The organism is Nocardioides sp. (assembly GCF_041393715.1).
Classification (GTDB): domain Bacteria; phylum Actinomycetota; class Actinomycetes; order Propionibacteriales; family Nocardioidaceae; genus Nocardioides.
The window spans coordinates 423,201-440,837 of sequence record NZ_JAWKJQ010000002.1; the positions used below are offsets into that span (position 1 = coordinate 423,201).

General features: G+C 73.2%; 22 protein-coding genes. 16 read left to right on the forward strand and 6 right to left on the reverse strand.

The annotated features are described in order from the left end of the window. Window positions 1-47 precede the first annotated feature (47 nt). From R2740_RS05070 to R2740_RS05085, 4 genes are read left to right on the forward strand one after another with little or no spacing between them, the layout of a single operon-like run. Complete coding sequence (locus R2740_RS05070) at window positions 48-755, forward strand: TIGR00730 family Rossman fold protein (protein ID WP_371301659.1); 708 nt, start codon at window positions 48-50, stop codon at window positions 753-755. After that, a complete protein-coding gene (locus tag R2740_RS05075) occupies window positions 755-1,030 on the forward strand; it encodes a DivIVA domain-containing protein (protein ID WP_371301661.1) in 276 nt (91 codons plus the stop codon). Before R2740_RS05070 ends, R2740_RS05075 begins: the two co-directional genes overlap by 1 nt. Window positions 1,031-1,044: 14 nt before the next feature. Further along, entirely contained in the window at window positions 1,045-1,467 is a 423-nt protein-coding gene (locus R2740_RS05080; protein ID WP_371301586.1) for a hypothetical protein, read from the forward strand. Window positions 1,468-1,478: 11 nt separating this feature from the next. Continuing rightward, the gene (locus R2740_RS05085) at window positions 1,479-2,270 is read left to right on the forward strand and encodes a M14 family zinc carboxypeptidase (protein ID WP_371301587.1); all 792 of its coding nucleotides are present in this window, start codon (window positions 1,479-1,481) and stop codon (window positions 2,268-2,270) included. Between the two features lie 19 nt (window positions 2,271-2,289). Here the strand turns inward: R2740_RS05085 and R2740_RS05090 are convergent, their stop codons facing one another. Then, complete coding sequence (locus R2740_RS05090) at window positions 2,290-3,084, reverse strand: enoyl-CoA hydratase-related protein (RefSeq protein ID WP_371301588.1); 795 nt, start codon at window positions 3,082-3,084, stop codon at window positions 2,290-2,292. A 222-nt stretch (window positions 3,085-3,306) separates the two neighbouring features. Between R2740_RS05090 and R2740_RS05095 the strand changes: the two genes are divergently transcribed. Genes R2740_RS05095 through R2740_RS05105 form a run of 3 tightly spaced genes read left to right on the forward strand, consistent with a single transcriptional unit; the run spans window position 3,307 to window position 5,370 of the window. After that, window positions 3,307-3,474, forward strand: coding sequence for a DUF3117 domain-containing protein (locus R2740_RS05095; RefSeq protein WP_166191440.1), 168 nt, complete (start codon window positions 3,307-3,309; stop codon window positions 3,472-3,474). Window positions 3,475-3,487: 13 nt separating this feature from the next. Then, on the forward strand, window positions 3,488-5,035 hold the full coding sequence (locus R2740_RS05100; protein ID WP_371301589.1) for a leucyl aminopeptidase: 1,548 nt from the start codon (window positions 3,488-3,490) through the stop codon (window positions 5,033-5,035). Continuing rightward, window positions 5,032-5,370 carry a hypothetical protein gene (locus tag R2740_RS05105; RefSeq protein WP_371301590.1) on the forward strand — a complete coding sequence of 113 codons (339 nt, stop codon included), beginning with the start codon at window positions 5,032-5,034 and terminating at the stop codon, window positions 5,368-5,370. The genes R2740_RS05100 and R2740_RS05105 overlap by 4 nt, the downstream gene beginning before the upstream one ends. A gap of 34 nt (window positions 5,371-5,404) precedes the next feature. Here the strand turns inward: R2740_RS05105 and R2740_RS05110 are convergent, their stop codons facing one another. Then, window positions 5,405-6,226: an O-methyltransferase gene (locus R2740_RS05110; RefSeq protein WP_371301591.1), complete on the reverse strand. Its 822-nt coding sequence runs from the start codon at window positions 6,224-6,226 to the stop codon at window positions 5,405-5,407. Window positions 6,227-6,367: 141 nt separating this feature from the next. Between R2740_RS05110 and sigE the strand changes: the two genes are divergently transcribed. Genes sigE through R2740_RS05125 form a run of 3 tightly spaced genes read left to right on the forward strand, consistent with a single transcriptional unit; the run spans window position 6,368 to window position 9,193 of the window. Continuing rightward, window positions 6,368-6,985: an RNA polymerase sigma factor SigE gene (sigE, locus tag R2740_RS05115; RefSeq protein WP_371301592.1), complete on the forward strand. Its 618-nt coding sequence runs from the start codon at window positions 6,368-6,370 to the stop codon at window positions 6,983-6,985. Further along, a complete protein-coding gene (locus R2740_RS05120; protein WP_371301593.1) occupies window positions 6,982-7,503 on the forward strand; it encodes a hypothetical protein in 522 nt (173 codons plus the stop codon). The genes sigE and R2740_RS05120 overlap by 4 nt, the downstream gene beginning before the upstream one ends. A gap of 10 nt (window positions 7,504-7,513) precedes the next feature. After that, window positions 7,514-9,193, forward strand: coding sequence for a trypsin-like peptidase domain-containing protein (locus R2740_RS05125; protein ID WP_371301594.1), 1,680 nt, complete (start codon window positions 7,514-7,516; stop codon window positions 9,191-9,193). A gap of 40 nt (window positions 9,194-9,233) precedes the next feature. On the opposite strand, the gene R2740_RS05130 is transcribed toward R2740_RS05125, so the two are convergent. After that, complete coding sequence (locus R2740_RS05130) at window positions 9,234-9,476, reverse strand: helix-turn-helix domain-containing protein (RefSeq protein WP_371301595.1); 243 nt, start codon at window positions 9,474-9,476, stop codon at window positions 9,234-9,236. A 137-nt stretch (window positions 9,477-9,613) separates the two neighbouring features. On the opposite strand from R2740_RS05130, the gene R2740_RS05135 reads away from it, so the two are divergent. Next, window positions 9,614-10,267 carry a hypothetical protein gene (locus R2740_RS05135; protein ID WP_371301596.1) on the forward strand — a complete coding sequence of 218 codons (654 nt, stop codon included), beginning with the start codon at window positions 9,614-9,616 and terminating at the stop codon, window positions 10,265-10,267. 12 nt (window positions 10,268-10,279) lie between these two features. Then, the gene (locus tag R2740_RS05140) at window positions 10,280-11,521 is read left to right on the forward strand and encodes a CpaE family protein (RefSeq protein ID WP_371301597.1); all 1,242 of its coding nucleotides are present in this window, start codon (window positions 10,280-10,282) and stop codon (window positions 11,519-11,521) included. Here R2740_RS05140 and R2740_RS05145 read toward each other — a convergent pair. Together R2740_RS05145 and R2740_RS05150 are read right to left on the reverse strand one after the other, a co-directional pair. Then, window positions 11,484-12,794, reverse strand: a complete 1,311-nt coding sequence (locus tag R2740_RS05145) for a hypothetical protein (RefSeq protein ID WP_371301598.1) — start codon at window positions 12,792-12,794, stop codon at window positions 11,484-11,486. The two genes, R2740_RS05140 and R2740_RS05145, sit on opposite strands and share 38 nt — an antisense overlap. Window positions 12,795-12,819: 25 nt before the next feature. Next, window positions 12,820-13,173 (reverse strand): hypothetical protein, encoded by a 354-nt coding sequence (locus R2740_RS05150; RefSeq protein ID WP_371301599.1) that lies wholly within the window; start codon window positions 13,171-13,173, stop codon window positions 12,820-12,822. Window positions 13,174-13,261: 88 nt separating this feature from the next. On the opposite strand from R2740_RS05150, the gene R2740_RS05155 reads away from it, so the two are divergent. The 4 genes from R2740_RS05155 (at window position 13,262) to R2740_RS05170 (ending at window position 17,148) form a co-directional block, all read left to right on the forward strand. Beyond that, window positions 13,262-14,710 carry a wax ester/triacylglycerol synthase family O-acyltransferase gene (locus tag R2740_RS05155; protein ID WP_371301600.1) on the forward strand — a complete coding sequence of 483 codons (1,449 nt, stop codon included), beginning with the start codon at window positions 13,262-13,264 and terminating at the stop codon, window positions 14,708-14,710. Further along, complete coding sequence (locus tag R2740_RS05160) at window positions 14,707-15,117, forward strand: hypothetical protein (protein ID WP_371301601.1); 411 nt, start codon at window positions 14,707-14,709, stop codon at window positions 15,115-15,117. The genes R2740_RS05155 and R2740_RS05160 overlap by 4 nt, the downstream gene beginning before the upstream one ends. 87 nt (window positions 15,118-15,204) lie before the next feature. Further along, window positions 15,205-16,833 (forward strand): L-glutamate gamma-semialdehyde dehydrogenase, encoded by a 1,629-nt coding sequence (gene pruA / locus R2740_RS05165; RefSeq protein WP_371301602.1) that lies wholly within the window; start codon window positions 15,205-15,207, stop codon window positions 16,831-16,833. Between the two features lie 90 nt (window positions 16,834-16,923). Beyond that, window positions 16,924-17,148: a hypothetical protein gene (locus R2740_RS05170; RefSeq protein WP_371301603.1), complete on the forward strand. Its 225-nt coding sequence runs from the start codon at window positions 16,924-16,926 to the stop codon at window positions 17,146-17,148. An 8-nt stretch (window positions 17,149-17,156) separates the two neighbouring features. Here R2740_RS05170 and R2740_RS05175 read toward each other — a convergent pair whose 3' ends face one another. Then, complete coding sequence (locus R2740_RS05175; RefSeq protein WP_371301604.1) at window positions 17,157-17,636, reverse strand: DUF2505 domain-containing protein; 480 nt, start codon at window positions 17,634-17,636, stop codon at window positions 17,157-17,159. Window position 17,637 lies beyond the last annotated feature (1 nt).

A 17,637-nucleotide genomic window follows, 5' to 3' on the forward strand; every position in this document is an offset into this window, starting at 1 on the left:
CCCCGCGGCCGCCGGGACGCCGAGAGCGCTACCGAGGGCCGGTGCTGATGCGCCGGAGCCAGGTCGACGCGAGCACCACCGACCAGCGGCTGCTCGACTCGCGTGGCCCCAGCGACTGGCTGCACACCGACCCCTGGCGGGTGCTGCGCATCCAGTCGGAGTTCGTCGAGGGCTTCGGGGCGCTGGCCGAGCTCGGCCCCGCGATCGGCGTCTTCGGATCGGCCCGGACGGCGCCCGACCACCCGTTCTACGCCGTCGGGGAGGAGGTCGGTCGCAAGCTGGCGCAGGCCGGCTTCGCGGTCATCACCGGCGGCGGTCCCGGGGCGATGGAGGCGGCCAACAAGGGCGCCTCCGAGGCGGGCGGCGTCAGCGTCGGGCTGGGCATCGAGCTGCCCTTCGAGACCGGGCTCAACCCGTGGGTCGACAAGGGCATCAACTTCCGCTACTTCTTCGCCCGCAAGACGATGTTCGTCAAGTACGCCCAGGGCTTCATCGTGCTGCCCGGCGGGCTCGGCACCTTCGACGAGCTGTTCGAGGCGCTCACCCTCTCGCAGACCGGCAAGATCACCTCGTTCCCCATCGTGCTGATGGGGACGGCCTACTGGCAGGGCCTGGTCGACTGGCTGCGCGACACCGTGCTGGCGGAGGGCAAGATCGCGGCGACCGACCTCGATCGGCTCACCCTCACCGACGACGTCGACCGGGCCGTGGGGCTGATGGTCGAGAGCAGCGACAAGGGGGTCGGCCGGCCGTGATGTGGTTCTTCGCGGTCCTGGTCGTCCTCGCCCTCGGCGCCGTCGCGGTGGTCGCGGCCGGCTGGGGAACCCCCATGACCGAGGAGTACGACGACCGCCCCGACGCCGCCGTCCCGGCCGGTCGCCCGCTCGAGCCGGACGACCTGCGACGGGTCCGGTTCTCGTTGGCGTTCCGCGGCTACCGCGCCTCCGAGGTCGACGAGCTGCTCGACCGGCTGGCCCGCGAGCTCGGACACGCCGCACCGGTCGACGATGGCGACCGTCGAGGCGACTAGGGCAGACTTCCGACGTGTCCCTGGAGCTGGCGGTCTACATCCTGACGGCGTTGGCCGCCGTCGTGGTGGTCCTCACCCGCCTGCGCCTGCGCAAGGAGTCGGCGGCGGGCGAGTCGCAGGTCCCGCGTGCGGTGCTCAACGGGCACACCCTGTTCGGCGTGCTGGGCCTGGCCGCCTGGATCACCTACCTGGTCGCGCCCGAGGACTCGCCGGCCGGCCGTCCCGAGGTCGGCCTGGGCGGCCTGGCGTGCCTGTGGATCGTGGTCGTCTGCGGCGTCCTGATCCTGCTGCGCTGGCTCCCCAGTCACGGCCGGCACGTCTCGCCCAGGGCCGAGGACTCCTGGAGCGACGGTCCGGGGCTGTCGGTGCTCGCCCACCTGGGCATGGTCGCCGGCGTCTCGGTGCTGACCATCGTCTATGCCTTCGGCGCGATCTGAGGGCGAGCCGAGTGACCGACGGCCCCCGACGCGCCCGCGCGCGCGTCTCACGGATGGCGCTGGCCGGCGTGGCGGTGCTCGCCGCGCTCGTCGCCGTCGAGCTGGCCCCGGCACCCGCGTCGGCGTCCCCCGACACCGTGATCGGCAAGAAGCTGCTCGGGACGTCGGTGCAGGGACGCAAGATCTGGGCCTACCGCCTCGGTGAGTCCGGTGCACCCGTGATGGTGCTGTTCGCCACCATGCACGGCAACGAGGCGGCGCCCCGACAGATCCTGCGCTCGCTGGTGTCCGGACCCGAGGTGCACGACATCGACCTGTGGGTGGTGCCGACGTACAACCCCGACGGCCTGGCCGCCGGCACGCGCAAGAACGCCCATGGCGTCGACCTCAACCGCAACTTCCCCTACAAGTGGAAGGACCTCGACGGCAACTACGAGTCCGGTCCCAAGCCGGCCTCGGAGCCCGAGACGAAGGCCGTGATGAAGTTCCTCCGCACGGTCAAGCCGCGCCGGATCCTGAGCTTCCACCAGCCGCTCAACGGGGTCGACACCGACACCAAGAAGCCGAAGTTCGCCCGACGCGTCGCGAAGGCGCTGAAGCTGCCGGCCAAGAGCTTCGACTGCGGCGGCGTCTGCCACGGCACGATGACCCAGTGGTACAACCACAAGTTCAGCGGGGTCGCGCTCACCGTGGAGTACGGCGCGAAGCCGGGCCGCAAGCGGATGCGGGTCACGGCGCCGCGTCAGGTCGTGAAGGTCCTCGGTGGCTGGCGCGGTGACGTCGTCATCGAGCCGGTCCCCTGACCCGGCACGGTCCGAGCCCTCAGCGACCCTTGAAGACCGCCGGCTGCTTGGCCACGAAGGCCGCCACCGCGCCGGCGTGGTCCTCGCTGGCGCCGGTGAGCTGCATCATCCGGCTCTCCATCGCCAGTGACTCCTCCAGGCCGTGTGCGGCGGAGAAGGTCACCGAGCGGCGCATCGCGGCGTAGGCCAGCGTCGGGCCGGCCGCCAGCCGGGTGGCCAGCTCGCGGGTGGCGTCGGCGAGCTCGGCGTCGGGCACCACCCGGGTGGCGAGCCCCAGCTCGGCCGCCTCGTCGGCCGGGATCGTGCTCGGCAGGTAGAGCAGCTCCAGCGCCTTGGCCCGGCCGACCAGCCGGGGGAGCGTCCAGCTGCTCCCGGTGTCGCAGGACAGCCCGATCCCCGCGAACGCGAGGTTGAAGCCCGCCGAGGCCGCCACCAGCCGGAGGTCGCAGGCGAACGCCAGGCTGGCTCCGGCCCCGGCAGCGACCCCGTTGACCGCCGCGACGACCGGCTTCGGCATCGTCAGGAGCGTGGTCACGAGCGGGTTGTAGTGCTGCTCGACGGTGTTCAGCGGCCCACTGGGATCGGGGTTCTGCAACGTCTGGACATGCTCCTTGAGGTCCTGCCCGACGCAGAACGCCCGCCCGGACCCGGTGAGCACCACGCATCGGACCGCGTCGTCGGCGGCCACCTGGTTGACGGCATCGAGCAGGGCCAGCTTCAGCGCGTTGTCGAGGCTGTTCAGCGCGTCGGGGCGGTGCATGGTCAGCGTCGCCACGCCGTCGGCGATGTCGAGCAGCAGCGGGGAGTCGGTCATGGCGCCAGTCTGCCGCACCCCGCGGAGCCTGCTCGCGGCGAGCCGGCACCCACGGGGCGCGGTCCGGGCGCGAGCACGAGGACCGCCGGGCGACCCTGTGGTCGAGGCCACTTCGGCGATGAGGGATAATGGTTCCTGCGAGCGTGCCATCGCGGGGGAGAGCGACCTGTCCCGTGTCCGGTGCGCCGTAGGTTTGTCGGCGACGAGGAAGTGGGTGCACGGATGGCGGCGATGAAGCCCCGGACGGGCGACGGACCGCTGGAGGTCACCAAGGAGGGCCGCGGCATCGTGATGCGCGTGCCTCTCGAGGGTGGTGGCCGTCTGGTGGTCGAGCTGAACGCCGAGGAGGCGGGTGCGCTCGGCGACGCGCTCAAGGCCGTCGTCGGCTGATCCGCTGAGCATCGTGCCCACGACCGGGGAAGGGCCCGCTGCCGCATCCCTTCCGCCCCAGGTCTCACCCCCCGAGTTCGCGCTCAGCGCCTTGGCGGCCTCGGCGATGCGCGGCGTCGGCGCCCTGGCCTACGCCGTCCAGCCGGGCCCCGACGGACCCGTGGTCGACGCCGAGTCCGACGCGCTCGCCGAGGCCTCGGGAGTCGACCTGCTGGCCGCGCTCGACCAGTGCGGCGCCACCGGTGCCGTCGGCGACCTCGCGGTGCTGCCGATGACCGTGGCGGGGCGTCCCACCCCGGTCTTCTTCGTGGGTGTGGGCGAGCAGCGCCCGGTCGACCTGCGCCGCGCCGGGGCCACGCTGGCCCGGGCCGCCAAGGACCGGCCCAGCCTGGCGACCGCCATCCCTGCCGGGGCTCCCGACGGCTCGCTCGAGCCGTTCGTGGTCGGCATGATGCTCGGCTCGTTCGAGTTCCACTGGCGCTCCGAGGGCCCTCGCCGGCAGCCGGTGACCCAGGTGGTCCTGAGCGGCTTCGCCGACGCCGACGACCATGCCGTCGACCTGGCCCGCGCGATCGCGCTCGGCGGCGCCGGCTGGCTGGCCCGGACCCTGGCCACGGTCCCCTCCAACCTCAAGTCACCCGCCTGGCTGGCCGAGCAGGCCGTCGGGCTCGGCGCTCGTGAGGGCCTCGATGTCACGGTGTGGGACGAGCGAGAGCTCGCCAAGCGCGGCATGGGCGGTCTGATCGGCGTCGGCCAGGGCTCCGCCACGCCGCCCCGCCTGGTGCGCCTCGACTACGCCCCGGCCAGCGCCGGTCGCCGTACTCCCACGGTGGCGCTGGTCGGCAAGGGCATCACCTTCGACTCCGGGGGGCTGTCGATCAAGCCCGGCGAGTCGATGGCGACGATGAAGCGCGACATGACCGGGGCCGCCGTCGTGCTGGCCGTGATGGGCGCGCTCGCCCGGGTGCGCTGTCCCGTGCGGGTGGTCGGGCTGCTCGCTCTCGCGGAGAACGCCGTGAGCGGCGAGTCGATGCGGCCCGGAGACGTGATCCGTCACTACGGCGGCCGCACCACCGAGGTGACCAACACCGACGCCGAGGGTCGGCTGGTGCTCGCCGACGCCATGGCCTACGCCGCGGCCGAGCTCAAGCCCGCGGCGATCGTCGACGTGGCGACGCTCACCGGCGCCATCAAGGTCGCGCTGGGGCAGCGGGTCGGCGGTCTGTTCGCCAACGACGAGGCGCTTGCCGGCGCGCTCCTGGCCGCGGGCGACCGGGCCGGCGAGCCGATGTGGCGGTTCCCCCTGGTCGGTGACTACGAGGACAAGCTGTCCTCCAAGGTCGCCGACGCGGACAACGCGGCCGGCGGCGCCGGCGCCATCACGGCGGCCCTGTTCCTCCAGCACTTCGCCGGCGACGTGCCCTGGGCCCACCTCGACATCGCCTCCGTCGGCGACTCTCCCGACGAGCGCTTCGAGTGGACCGAGGGGCCCAGCGGCTTCGGCCCGCGCGCACTGCTGGAGTGGCTCTCGCTGGACGACCCTCTGGTGGGTGTCGGATGAGGGGCCTCACGGTCCGCTGGTCGCTGGCCGACGCCCCCGAAGGGGTGATGCAGGCGCTGGCCGACTACGTCGCCGACACCTCCCACGCCCGCTTCTCGGCGATGCCGGGGCTGTCCTACAAGACCTGGCGGGCGGTGCCGGGCGCGTGGTTCGAGGGGTGCTACGTCTTCGTCGACGACGCGACCCGACAGGCCTTCCAGGAGGAGTTCAGCGCCATCGCCGCGGAGTCACCCGGGTCCCAGATCATCGGGAGCCCGCCGGTGCTGATCGAGCCGTGCGAGGTGGTGGCCATCGCCGAGGGCGGGGCCGGATTCGTGGCGGCGCCGCGCGGCTGAGGTCGCGCACGCCGCGGCGACGGTGCTCGGACGGTCAGTCGTCCTGCTCGCCGACCCAGACCTTCTTCGCCGCCAGCAGCCCGTCGCCGACGGGCAGCAGTACGGCGACCAGATCATCGCGCTCGGCGACCTCCTTGCCGAGGCTGCGGATCGCCACGGTCTCCTCGTCGCGCTGGGCCGGGTCGGCCACCCGGTCGTGCCACAGCGCGTTGTCGAAGGCCACCACGCCGCCCGGACGCAGCAGCCGCAGCGCCTCGTGCAGGTAGGCGGCGTACTCCCGCTTGTCACCGTCGCAGAAGACCAGGTCGTAGTGGCCGTCGGTGAGCCGGGGCAGCACGTCGAGCGCGGCGCCGGGGATGGTGCGCACCCGCTGGTGGGGCACGCCGGCCTCGGTGAACGACTCGCGTGCCAGCCGCTGGTGCTCGGCCTCGATGTCGACGGTGGTGAGGATGCCGTCCCCGCGCATGCCACGCAGCAGCCAGACCCCGGACACCCCGGTGCCGGTGCCGATCTCGACGACCGCACGGGCCTCGAGGACCGAGGCCAGGAACCCGAGGGCCGCGCCGGCTCCGGAGCCCAGCGGGGTGACGCCGACCTCCTCGGCCCGGGCCCGGGCCGCGGCGAGCACCTCGTCCTCGGCCACGAACTCCTCGGCGTAGGTCCAGCTCGACGGCGTGATCGGGGTGATGGTGGCCTCCTCGGTCGAGCCCGCGCCGAGGCGGGCGATGCCAGCTGGTCGGTGCCGGGCGAGCGGTGCTGGTGAACGGTGCCGGTTGAACGCGACCCTACCGCCTCGGGAACCCCCGACCCGGCTCGCGCGTTCGACGGGGGGAGTGGTGTCTTGGTGGGTGGTCACCCGGGTGGACCCGGCGGATGGCTCTGGGGAATTCCCCGGGGTGGCTCACAGGTTGCTCTCAGACCAGTTTCCTACGGTGAGGGGTAGTTCGTGAGGCGTCCTGCCGGGTTCGGCTCCTCGCGACGTCGTGAGGAGGCACCGATGCAGCAGTCCCCGAGCACGGACGGCGCGACCGCCGGCGTGCCGACGTGGGACGAGATCGTCGAGCGCCACTCCGACCGGGTCTACCGCTTGGCCTACCGCCTCGCCGGCAACCGCGCCGACGCGGAGGACCTCACCCAGGAGGTGTTCGTCCGGGTGTTCCGGAGCCTGCACACCTACACCCCCGGCACCTTCGAGGGCTGGCTGCACCGGATCACCACCAACGTCTTCCTCGACCAGGCCCGACGCCGGCAGCGCATCCGCTTCGACTCCCTCTCCGACGAGCGGGCCAGCCTGCTGCCCAGCCAGCACCAGGCACCCGACGCGGCCTACCTCGACGGCACCTTCGACGACGACGTCGAGCAGGCGCTGGCCTCGCTGTCGCCCGAGTTCCGGGCCGCGGTCGTGCTCTGCGACGTGGAGGGGCTCAGCTATGAGGAGATCGCCGAGATCCTCGACGCCAAGCTGGGCACGGTCCGCTCGCGCATCCACCGCGGCCGCACCCAGCTCCGTCGCGCGCTCGCGCATCGTGAGCCCGGGGCCGGTCGGGAGCGCTACGCCGGACCGCACCCCGTCGACGAGCGGCTCGCCCCTGCCGTCGAGGGCGGCCCCCGATGATCGGCCACCTCGGCCCCCGGGTGAGCGCGCTCCTCGACGGCCAGCTGGACGCGGTCGAGGAGGAGCGGGCCTGGGAGCACGTGCACGCCTGCCACCAGTGCCGCGACGACGTGGAGCGCGAGGGTTGGGTGAAGACCCGGCTGGCCGAGCTCGGGCAGCTGCCCACCCGAGGGCCGGGCACGGCGCCGTCGGGGCTGAAGGGGTCGCTGCTGCTCGCGCCGTCGCTGGTCACCGCCGGCCTGACCTCCGGCCTCACGCCCGGCGACAGCTATCTCGTCGCGCACCGTCGACCGCGGGCCGCCTCCGTGGCCGTCGGCTCCGGCGCCGTCGGGATGGCGATGCTCGGCGTGCTCCTCGTCGGAGCCGCCCCGGCCTCCGCGCCCGCGACCGACCGACGCGCCCCGGTCACCTCCTTGGTCGGCTCCGGCTCGGGTGTGACCTCCCGGCCCGAGACCGTCGACACCCGGACGCGAGGTCAGGCACGACGCCCGCACTCCGTCGCTTTCGCCCGTCAGTGACAATGGTGGTGTGACCGACCGCACCCCCGAGCCGGACGGGTCCCCGTGGGCCGACGGCGAGACCGAGCCGACCCAGCCGCTGCGCGGTCCCTCGGATGACCCGTGGGCCCCCCGCGCGCCCTCGGTCGTGCCCGGCGAGCAGGCGGCCGCGACGTCGTCGGACGCCGCGCCCTCGGAGGGCGGCGACCCGCTGGGCGCGCCGGCATGGCCGATGCCCGAGGTCGCCCCGATTCCCTCGGCGACGGCTCTCGGCGAGCCGGCCGTGGAGAGCCCGGCCGGAGGCGGCTCGGACGTGGGCGCCCCGATCATCCACGAGCCCGACCCGAGCCAGGCCGTGGGGCCCGCCGAGCCGGCTCCCGACGAGCCGTGGGCGGACCCGCCCGTCGCCCCGGGGCCCCCCGTGGCGGAGCCGTGGACCGCCCCGTCGGCCGACCCGTGGGTCGCGGGCGCCCCGACGGGCGGGCCGGTCGGACCGATGCCGCCCGACCCGCAGTGGGGGCCGAGCGCCGGGGTGCACACCGGCCCGATGCAGACACCCGTCGGCCAGCCCGCGTGGCCGGCCACCGGGGTGCTGCCGGCCGCGCCGTCGAGACCTCCCGCCGGCCGGGTGCCGGTCTGGCTGTGGCCCGCGGTCGCGGTCCTGGCGCTGATGCTCGGCCTGTTCGGCGGCGCCGTGGGCGGCGCGGCCTACGACCGGTTGACCGCCAGCGGCACCGACTCCGAGGTCACGAGCACCGACCCCGCTCCGCTGCCGGCCGACAACGGCTCGGTCGCCGCCGTCGCCGACGCGGTCCTGCCCAGCACCGTCCAGATCATCGCGACCCAGGGCGACAGCGAGTCAGGAGCCACCGGGTCGGGCTTCGTGCTCGACCGCCGCGGCCACGTGGTGACCAACAACCACGTCGTCGCCGACGCGGCGGGTGACGACGGGCGCATCCTGATCGTCGACCAGAACGGCAACCGCTACGACGCCACGCTGGTCGGCCGCAGTCCGGTCTACGACCTGGCGGTGCTCTACGCGCCCGAGGTGCGAGACATCGCCCCGGCCTCCTTGGGGGCGGCGCAGCAGTTGCGCGTGGGTGACGGCGTGGTGGCCATCGGCTCCCCGCTCGGGCTCACCTCGACGGTGACCGCGGGCATCGTCAGCGCCGTCGACCGGCCCGTGACGACGGGCAGCTCGGCCGACGACACGTCGTACATCAACGCCGTCCAGACCGACGCCGCCATCAACCCCGGCAACTCCGGCGGCCCGCTGGTCAACCTGGCGGGGCAGGTGGTCGGGGTCAACTCGGCCATCGCGACCACCGGCGGGCTGAGCGGCGAGGCGGGCAACATCGGCGTGGGCTTCGCGATCCCGATCGAGCAGGTCCGCACCACCACCAAGCAGATCCTCCGTGACGGCGAGGCGAGCTATCCGGTGATCGGGGCCACCGTCCAGACCGCGACCTCGGTCGTGGACGCCCCCGAGGGCGCCACCGTCGAGGAGGTGCTCGACGGCTCGCCGGCCGAGCAGGCGGGGCTGCGCGCCGACGATGTCGTCACGGCCATCGACGGCCATCGGGTCACTGACGGGATCGCCCTGATCGTGGCGATCCGGGCGCACCAGCCGGGGGAGACCGTGGCGCTGACGGTGCAGCGCGACGGCCGGGAGCAGACCGTCGAGGTCACGCTCGACTCCAAGGTCGGCTGAGCGGCCAAGGCGTCGAGACCGGCGCCACGGCACTGCGCCGTCAGTCGATGCTCTCGGCGCCGTCCTCGACGAACGGGTGCTCCTTGACGAACGTCGCGGTCTGGTCGTACATCCGCTCGATGTAGCCCTCGAGCTGGCTCGCCTCGACGCGCCACTGACCCCGGCCCCCGATCTTGATCGCGGGGAGCTCTCCGCGTCGCACCAGCGCGTAGACCTGCGCGACGGAGGTGTTGAGGATCTCCGCCACGTCGGCCAGCGTCAGGAAGCGTGGAGTGTCGGCCATGTCTCCATGGTGGCACTCGGCTCCACGCCGCGGGAGGGGCGCGCCGTGGGCTGTGGACAGACCGCCCGACCTGTCCGTGGCCCCGTCTGTGGACAGCGCCCTGTCCCGCCGGCCCGACCTGTCGCATGATGTGCTGCGTGACCAACACTCTCGGGACCACGGAGCCGTCGCCCGCGCTGCGCACGAGCGTGCCCGGCTGGCGCGACCCGCGGTTGTGGGTCGGGCTGGCCCTGGTCGCGGCCTCGGTGCTGGTGGGTGCCCGCGTGCTCGCCCGCGCCGACGAGTCGATGCTCGTCTGGGCGGCCGGCTCCGACCTGACCGTCGGTCAGGTGCTCGACCCGGGCGACCTGGTGGCCACCCGGGTCCGCTTCCTCGACGAGACCGACTCGGCTCGCTACCTGGCCGCCGACGCCCCGCTGCCCGAGGCCCACACCATGCTCCGGCCGGTGGCGGCCGGCGAGCTGGTGCCGGTCGCGGCGGTGGGCGACCCCGGCGACGGCGACCTGCTCAGCGTCCCGGTGTCGGTGCCCCGCCTGTCGGTGCCACCCGACGTGGCGCCGGGGTCGGTGGTCGACGTCTGGGTCACCGTGGAGTCCGCCTCGGGCAGGAGCCAGGCCCGGCCGCTGCTCACCGGCGTGGTGGTGCTGTCCGCCCCGCCCGCGGCCGACGGGTTCGGCGCCACCGGTGACCGTCAGCTCGTGCTCGGCGTCAGCCCGGACGACGAGCAGGCCCTCGGCAAGACGCTCGCGGCCGCGGGCGACGCCGGCCTCACCATCGTCGGCCGTCGCTGAGGGAGGACGACCATGCAGTGCGTGCTGATGGTGGCCTCGGGCGCCGCCTGGGAGCCGTCGGTGTTCGGGCGGCTCGCCGGGCGCGGCGACGTGGTGGTGCTGAAGCGGTGTGTCGACGTCGACGACCTGCTGGCGACGGCGGCGGCCGGCCAGGCCCAGGTGGCGGTCGTCGCCGCCGAGGCCCCGGGCCTCGACGCGGCGGCGGTGGAGCTGCTCAGGCGTGACCAGGTCCGGCTGGTCGCCGTGGCGGCCGACATCGACGATGAGGAGCTGCGGCTCCGGGCCGCGCGAGCCGGCGTCGCCGTGCTGGTGGCGGCCGACGACCTCGACGGGCTGGTGCGTGCCGTCACCGACCCGCCGGAGGAGCCTGCCGCCGTCGAGCCGGCAGATCCGCCGGACGACGACACCGCGGCCGTGGCGGACGGCCGGGTGCTGGCCGTGTGGGGCCCGCAAGGTGCGCCCGGGCGGACCACGGTCGCCGTGACCACCGCGGCCGTGCTGGCCGCTCGTGGCCGGCGTACCGTCCTGGTCGACGCCGACCCCTACGGTGGCGCGATCGCCACCCAGCTGGGCGTCGTCGACGAGATGTCGGGGCTGCTGGCGGCGGCGCGGCTCGCAGCGACCGGTGCCCTGGCCGATCGGTTCGCGGGCGTGCAGCGGCGGGTCGATGCCGGTCTCTACGTCGTCACCGGCCTGCCGCGTGCCGACCGATGGGCAGAGGTCCGTCCCGCCGCGGTCGAGCAGCTGCTCGAGGTGGCGAGGCGTCAGGCCGACGTGGTCGTCGACACCGGGTTCAGCCTGGAGCAGGAGTCCACCGCCGACTTCTCGGGTCGACCCGGCCGCAACGCGATGACCCTGGCCGCGCTCGACGCCGCCGACGACGTGGTCGTCGTCGGGGCGGCCGACCCGGTCGGGCTCACCCGCCTGGCGCGCGGCCTGGTGGAGCTGCGCGAGGTGGTGGGCGACCGGCCGCTCCATGTCGTGGTCAACCGCAGCCGAGGGACGCTCGGCTGGTCCGAGCGGGAGGTCGCCGGCATGGTGGAGGGCTTCGCCCGGGTCGCCAGCCTGCACTTCCTCCCCGACGACACCGCCACCGTCGACCGGGCGCTGCTGGCGGGCCGCAGCCTGGCCGAGCTGGGTGACAGCCCGGTGCGCAGGGGCGTCGAGGAGCTGGTCGACGCCCTGGTCCCCGGCGACCCGCGTGGCGGCCGGCGGGTCAGGAGGCGAAGAGCAGGTAGAGCCCGCCGACGGTGAACGCCACCATCGCGAACAGCAACGGCAGCTGGCCGGTGAGCTGGTGCCGCTTGGGCAGCAGCGAGATCGCACGGTCGTGGGCAGCGATCACGCCCAGGATGTGCCCGGTGACCACCGCGAGCACCTTGGTGTTGGCGAGGAGCGTGGGATGCTCCAGCAGCCAGTAGTTCACCGACCAGTCGGCGGTGCCGAGCAGGTTGCTGCCGTTGCCCATCGGGTCGCTCATCTGGATCAGCGTGGTCTGGCCGACGATGACCAGGAAGCTGAGGTAGTGGGCGACGACGTAGCCGATGACGATCGGGGCCACCGAGTGCGCGAACAGCCCCGGGAGGTCGCGGCGCCTCGTCTCGGGCCCGACCCCCGTGGCCATCGTGCCGGCCGCGAAGATCGCGCCGACGGCGAGACAGAAGCCGATCAGCGCCAGGTTGTTGAGGAGGTACGGCGAGCTCGAGGACTGCGTGACGCTCAGCCACTCGGGCGAGTCCTTGAACGAGTCGAAGGCCGTGCTCCCGAACAGCACCGCCACCACCGCCACCAGGCCCGGGCGCACCGGCGTCATCGCCAGGTTGGCCATCGGGCTGCGCACCACCAGCTCGCCGTGGCGGCGCCCCCAGAACGACATCCGTGACACCAGGGTCGAGTAGACCTCGAACGGGTCGACGTGCTCGTGGAACTGCTGGCCCCCGAGCGCGCCGCCGACCAGCATCACGGCCAGGTAGACGCCGATCCAGAGCTGGATCGTGCCGAGCTCGTCGGGGCGCGGGCTGACCAGCTCGGTCCACACGAAGGCGAACAGGCCGAGGGCGGCGGGCCAGTAGCCCAGCCGCACGCGATAGCCGACCAGCCCCGTCTCGGGGTCGGTGCGCGCCAGCCGCGCGACGCCCCGGCTGATGGTGCGGGTCGGGCTGATCGCCTTCCAGACCGGCCCGAAGGCCAGGGACACCGGCACCAGGCCGACCCAGAGCAGCACGTAGAACATGCCGAAGGCCGGGTTGGTCAGCAGGTCGGGTCCGAGGTAGGTGACCCACAGCAGGTAGCCGAACAGCAGCAGCCCGAGCACCCGGAGCGCGATCGCCCACCCGGCCGAGTCGACGAGCCGGGCCAGCCACCGGGGCGCGGGGTCGCCGACCGACTCGCTGTATCGCGGCTTGCGCCAGGCGACGGCGAGCACCGTGAAGGAGATCGTCAGCGCCGCGACGGCGCCGGCGATCGCCAGGATCGGCGAGATCGGCAGGTCCTGGGAGCCGCCGATGCCGTGGGTCTGGATGATCACGTCGGGAACGGACGCCGCGCGGGCGTCACTTGACCTCGAGCTGCACGATCACCACGTCGAGGTCGTGCGACTCGACCTCCACCACGCCGGGCTTGTCGATCTCGACGTCATAGCTGTGGGTGCCGGACTCGTAGGAGATCTCCTGCTCCGGACTGGAGTGCACGTGGATGGTGCCGGGCTCGTCGGCGGTCACGTCGAAGGTGATGGTGCCGGTCGAGACGTCGACCCGCTCACCCTTGGGCGTCACGTCGCCGCCCGAGAAGGTCACCTCGATCGGGTCGTTGCCCTGGCTGCCGCTGTCTCCGCCGCTGTCGCCGCCACAGCCGGCGAGGCCGGCGGCGAGCAGCAGGACGGTGATCGCGGTCGCGAGTCTCTTCATCGGTAGTCTCTCCCCACCGGCTGCAGCCCCTGCCGCAGCCCCGATCGAGGATGACACATCCACCTGACGACACTCCGGAGGGGTCTAGATGGCTGAGCGGCTACGGCCGCGCGACCTGGCGCTGCTCGCCGAGGAGGCACCGTCCTCGCCGATGCACAACGCCACGGTCGAGGTCTTCGCGCCGGGCGAGTCCGGTTTCGACTATCAGGCACTCGTCGACCTGATCGGCGACCGGATCGCGTTCGTGCCGCGCTATCGCCAGCGCATCGTCACCGTGCCCGGCCGGCTCGCCAACCCGGTGTGGGTCGACGACCCGGACTTCGACCTCGCCTATCACGTACGCCGCTCCGCGCTGCCCCGCCCGGGCAGCCACGACCAGCTGCGCGACCTGGTGGCCCGGATCATCTCCCGACCCCTCGACCGGCATCGGCCGCTGTGGGAGGTCTACCTCGTCGAGGGTCTGGAGGGCGGTCGGATGGCGCTGCTGGCCAAGTCCCACCAGATCCTGGTCGACGGGGTGGAGACCGTCGACCTGGGTCAGGTGCTGCTCGACACCACCGCCGAGCCCAAGTCGCTGATCCACGACGACTGGGCGCCGCGCCGACAGCCGAGCACGACCGCGCTGGTCATGGAGGCGCTGTCCGACTCGGCCAGCCAGCCGGTCACCGTGCTGCAGACACTGCAGGGCAACCTCGACTCGGCACTGCGCGCCGTCGGCGACGCCGCCCACAGTGCGGGCAGCACCCTCAACGCGCTGGCGAACCGCCGTCCCACCACCGACTCGCCCCTGACCCGCCCGCTCTCACAGCAGCGCCGCTTCGTCTCGGCGCGCACCGACCTGGCGACCTACCGCGCGATCCGCGACGCCCACGGCGGCACCGTCAACGACGTCGTGCTGGCCACCGTCACCGGTGCGCTGCGCGGCTGGCTGATGACCCGCGCGGAGTCGCTCGGCGGGCAGAAGCACCTCCGGGCGATGGTGCCGATGTCGGTGATCGACGACGAGCTCGAGGCCACGTCGTTGGGCGCTCAGGTGGCTCCTCACTTCGTCGAGCTCCCGGTCGGCGAGCCGAGCCCGGTCGTCCGGCTCCACCAGGTGTCGTATGCGCTGCGTGCGCACTCCCAGACCGATCGGGCGGTGTCGGCGAGCCGGCTCGCCGGGATCGCCGGCTTCGCGCCGACCACGTTCCACGCACTCGGCTCGCGGGTCGCGGCGGCCGAGCAGCGGCGCGGCTTCCACCTGAGCGTCACCAACGTGCCTGGCCCCCAGTTCCCGCTGTATGCCGCCGGCGCCCGGATGGTCGAGACCTACCCCGTGCCGCCGCTGCTGCCCGGCCACGCGCTGTCGATCGGCGTGACGTCCTACGACGGGTCGGTCTTCTACGGCATCACCGCCGACCGCGACGCGCTGCCGGACGCGGACGTGCTGGCCCAGTCCGTCCACGAGGCCCTCGACGAGCTGTCCGACGCCGGCACCGCCCGGCCCCGCGCCCCGCGTGGCCGGCGCGGCGGGAGTCCGCGGGGCAAGGGCCGATGAGGCGCGTCTACGTCGCGGTGACCCCGGCCGAGCTCGCCGGGCTGGTCACGGAGCGCCACCTGGCCGGGCCGCTGGCCGCCCACGCGGTGACCGAGGGGCTGCGCAGCGCGTGGCCCGACGGTGACGACGAGCAGTGGGAGTACGCCGCCCTGATGGCCGCCGCCGACGACGCGCTGACGCGACGCGACCCGGCCGACCCGGCTCGCCGCCTCGTGGTGGCCGCCGACGTCGCCGAGGCCATCGCGGGGGAGGGCACGGCCGTCACCGTGCCCGATCTCACCTGGTCGCAGGTGGCCGCGCTGCTGGCCGACCCCGTGGAGCTCGGCGCCCTGGCCGAGGACCCCGAGGCGGCCGCCGAGGTCGACCTCGCCTGGTTCGCCACCCAGGAGATCGCGGCCTTCGTCTGACCCCCTGTCGCACCGGTCCGCGCGCTCCGTCGTACCCGTGCCGGACCGGGTTTGAGGGCCCCGGGGTTGTCTGACAACATCGGGATCATGGACGCCCTCACGCACACCCCACCCCCGGTGAACGAGCCGAACCTGCACTACGCGCCCGGCAGTGCGGAGCGGGCCGAGCTGGAGGCCGAGCTGGCTCGGCTGGCGTCCCGGCAGCACACCTTCAAGGCCACCATCGGTGGCCGCCGGGTGGCCGGCAAGGGCCCGGAGATCAAGGTCGTGCAGCCGCACCGCCATGAGCACGTGCTCGGGGTGATCGGCAGCTCCACCCAGGCCGACGCGAAGGCCGCGATCAAGGCGGCCGCCGACGCCGCCCCGGGCTGGCGGGCGATGCCGCTCGACGAGCGGGCCGCGGTGCTCCTGAAGGCCGCCGACCTGTTGGCGGGGCCCTGGCGGGCCCGGCTCAACGCCGCGACCATGCTCGGCCAGTCCAAGACGGCCTGGCAGGCCGAGATCGACGCCGCCTGCGAGCTGATCGACTTCTGGCGGTTCAACGCCCACTTCGCCAAGCAGATCGTCGCCGAGCAGCCGATCGCCCAGAGTCGCGGGGTGTGGAACCGGATGGACCACCGTCCGCTGGAGGGCTTCGTCTATGCCGTCACCCCCGTCAACGTCACCGCGATCGCCGGCAACCTGCCGACCGCGCCGGCGCTGATGGGCAACACCGTCGTCTGGAAGCCGTCCGCGACCCAGACGCTCGCCGCTCACTACCTGATGGAGCTCCTCGAGGAGGCCGGCCTGCCGCCGGGCGTCATCAACATGCTCCCCGGCCACGGCATCGAGACCTCGGCCGTGGCGCTGCACCACCCCGACCTCGCCGGCATCCACTTCACCGGCTCGACGCCCACCTTCCAGCACCTCTGGTCCGAGGTCGGCGCCAACATCGCGTCCTACCGCACCTACCCCCGGCTGGTCGGCGAGACCGGCGGCAAGGACTTCGTGGTCGCACACGCCTCGGCCGACCCCGACGTGCTCCGGGTCGCGCTGATCCGCGGCGCCTTCGAGTTCCAGGGGCAGAAGTGCTCGGCGGCCTCCCGCGCCTACGTCCCGCGGTCGCTGTGGAAGAAGATGGGCGACCGGTTCCTCGCGGAGGTCGACGCGATCACCATGGGCGACGTCACGGACCTCTCGAACTTCATGGGCGCCGTGATCGACGACCGGTCCTTCGCCAAGCAGAAGAAGGCGATCGACCGAGCCAAGCGCAGCCGCAAGCTGTCGGTGGTGGCCGGCGGCGGCTACGACGACTCGGTGGGCTACTTCGTCAGGCCGACCGTCGTGCTGGCCGACGACCCGACCGACGAGATGTTCAAGACCGAGTACTTCGGCCCGATCCTCACCGTCCACGTCTACGACGACCGCGACTTCGAGCAGGTCGTCGGCCAGATGGAGGGGTTCGCGCCCTACGCCCTGACCGGCTCGATCATCGCCCGCGACCGGCGGGTGGTCGACTGGGCGCAGGAGCAGCTGCGCTTCGCCGCCGGCAACTTCTACATCAACGACAAGCCCACGGGGGCCGTCGTCGGGCAGCAGCCCTTCGGCGGTTCGCGGGCCTCCGGCACCAACGACAAGGCCGGCGCCCCGCAGAACCTGCTGCGGTGGACCTCCACGCGGTCGATCAAGGAGACGTTCGACCCTCCGAAGGACTATCGCTACCCCCACATGGGGTGATCGCAGGTCTCCCCGGGCGTCCGGTCTCGTTCACGCAACGTTGTCCGGAGCGCCTGCGGCACGACGCGGACGCGTGGCACACTTGGCCGGGTGTTCGCCGCAGCCATGACCGCCACCGTGGCCCCAGCCGGCCTGGTCGCTGGGGTCTGGTCGCTGTTGCTGCATGTCGTGCCGTGGCACTTCGGCAAGCTCCACACCTACGAGAACGTGCTCGCGCTGCTGCTCGCCTTCGGGCCGTTCGTGATCCTGGCCCTGGTCATCGTGTTGCGTCGTCGTGACGACGACGAGGACGACATCGAGGCCTCGGGGGAGTAGCCGCCGACTCAGTCTCCGGCGAGCCAGCGCTGCCCGACGGCGTACTCCGCGTCGAGGGCGAGCCTGACCACGTCGCCCATCAGCTCCTCGATCCGGCCGCCGATCAGCGGCACCGACACCTTGAGCTCCCCGGCGAGCGTCTCGACGGTCTCGTCGCCGTCGGCGAGGAGGGTGAGGGTGCCGGTCATCCGTGCCGGCTTGCCGGGCACGACGATGTCGAGGTCGGCGGAGGTGGCGCTCCGCCAGGTCTCCCGCTGGGTGATGGCGATGCGGTCACCGATGAACTTCTGGGCGTACGACGGGATCCCACGGGCCTCCTGGACCTGCTCGACCACCACCGTCAGCGTGTCGCCCTCGCCGGTCACCGAGACGGAGCTGTCCAGCACCTGCTGATGGGCGCACACCTCCTCGCGGAACGCCGGGTCGGCCAGCATCGCGGCCACCTCGTCGACGGTGGCGGCGTACCTCATCTCGTGGACGAACCTCATG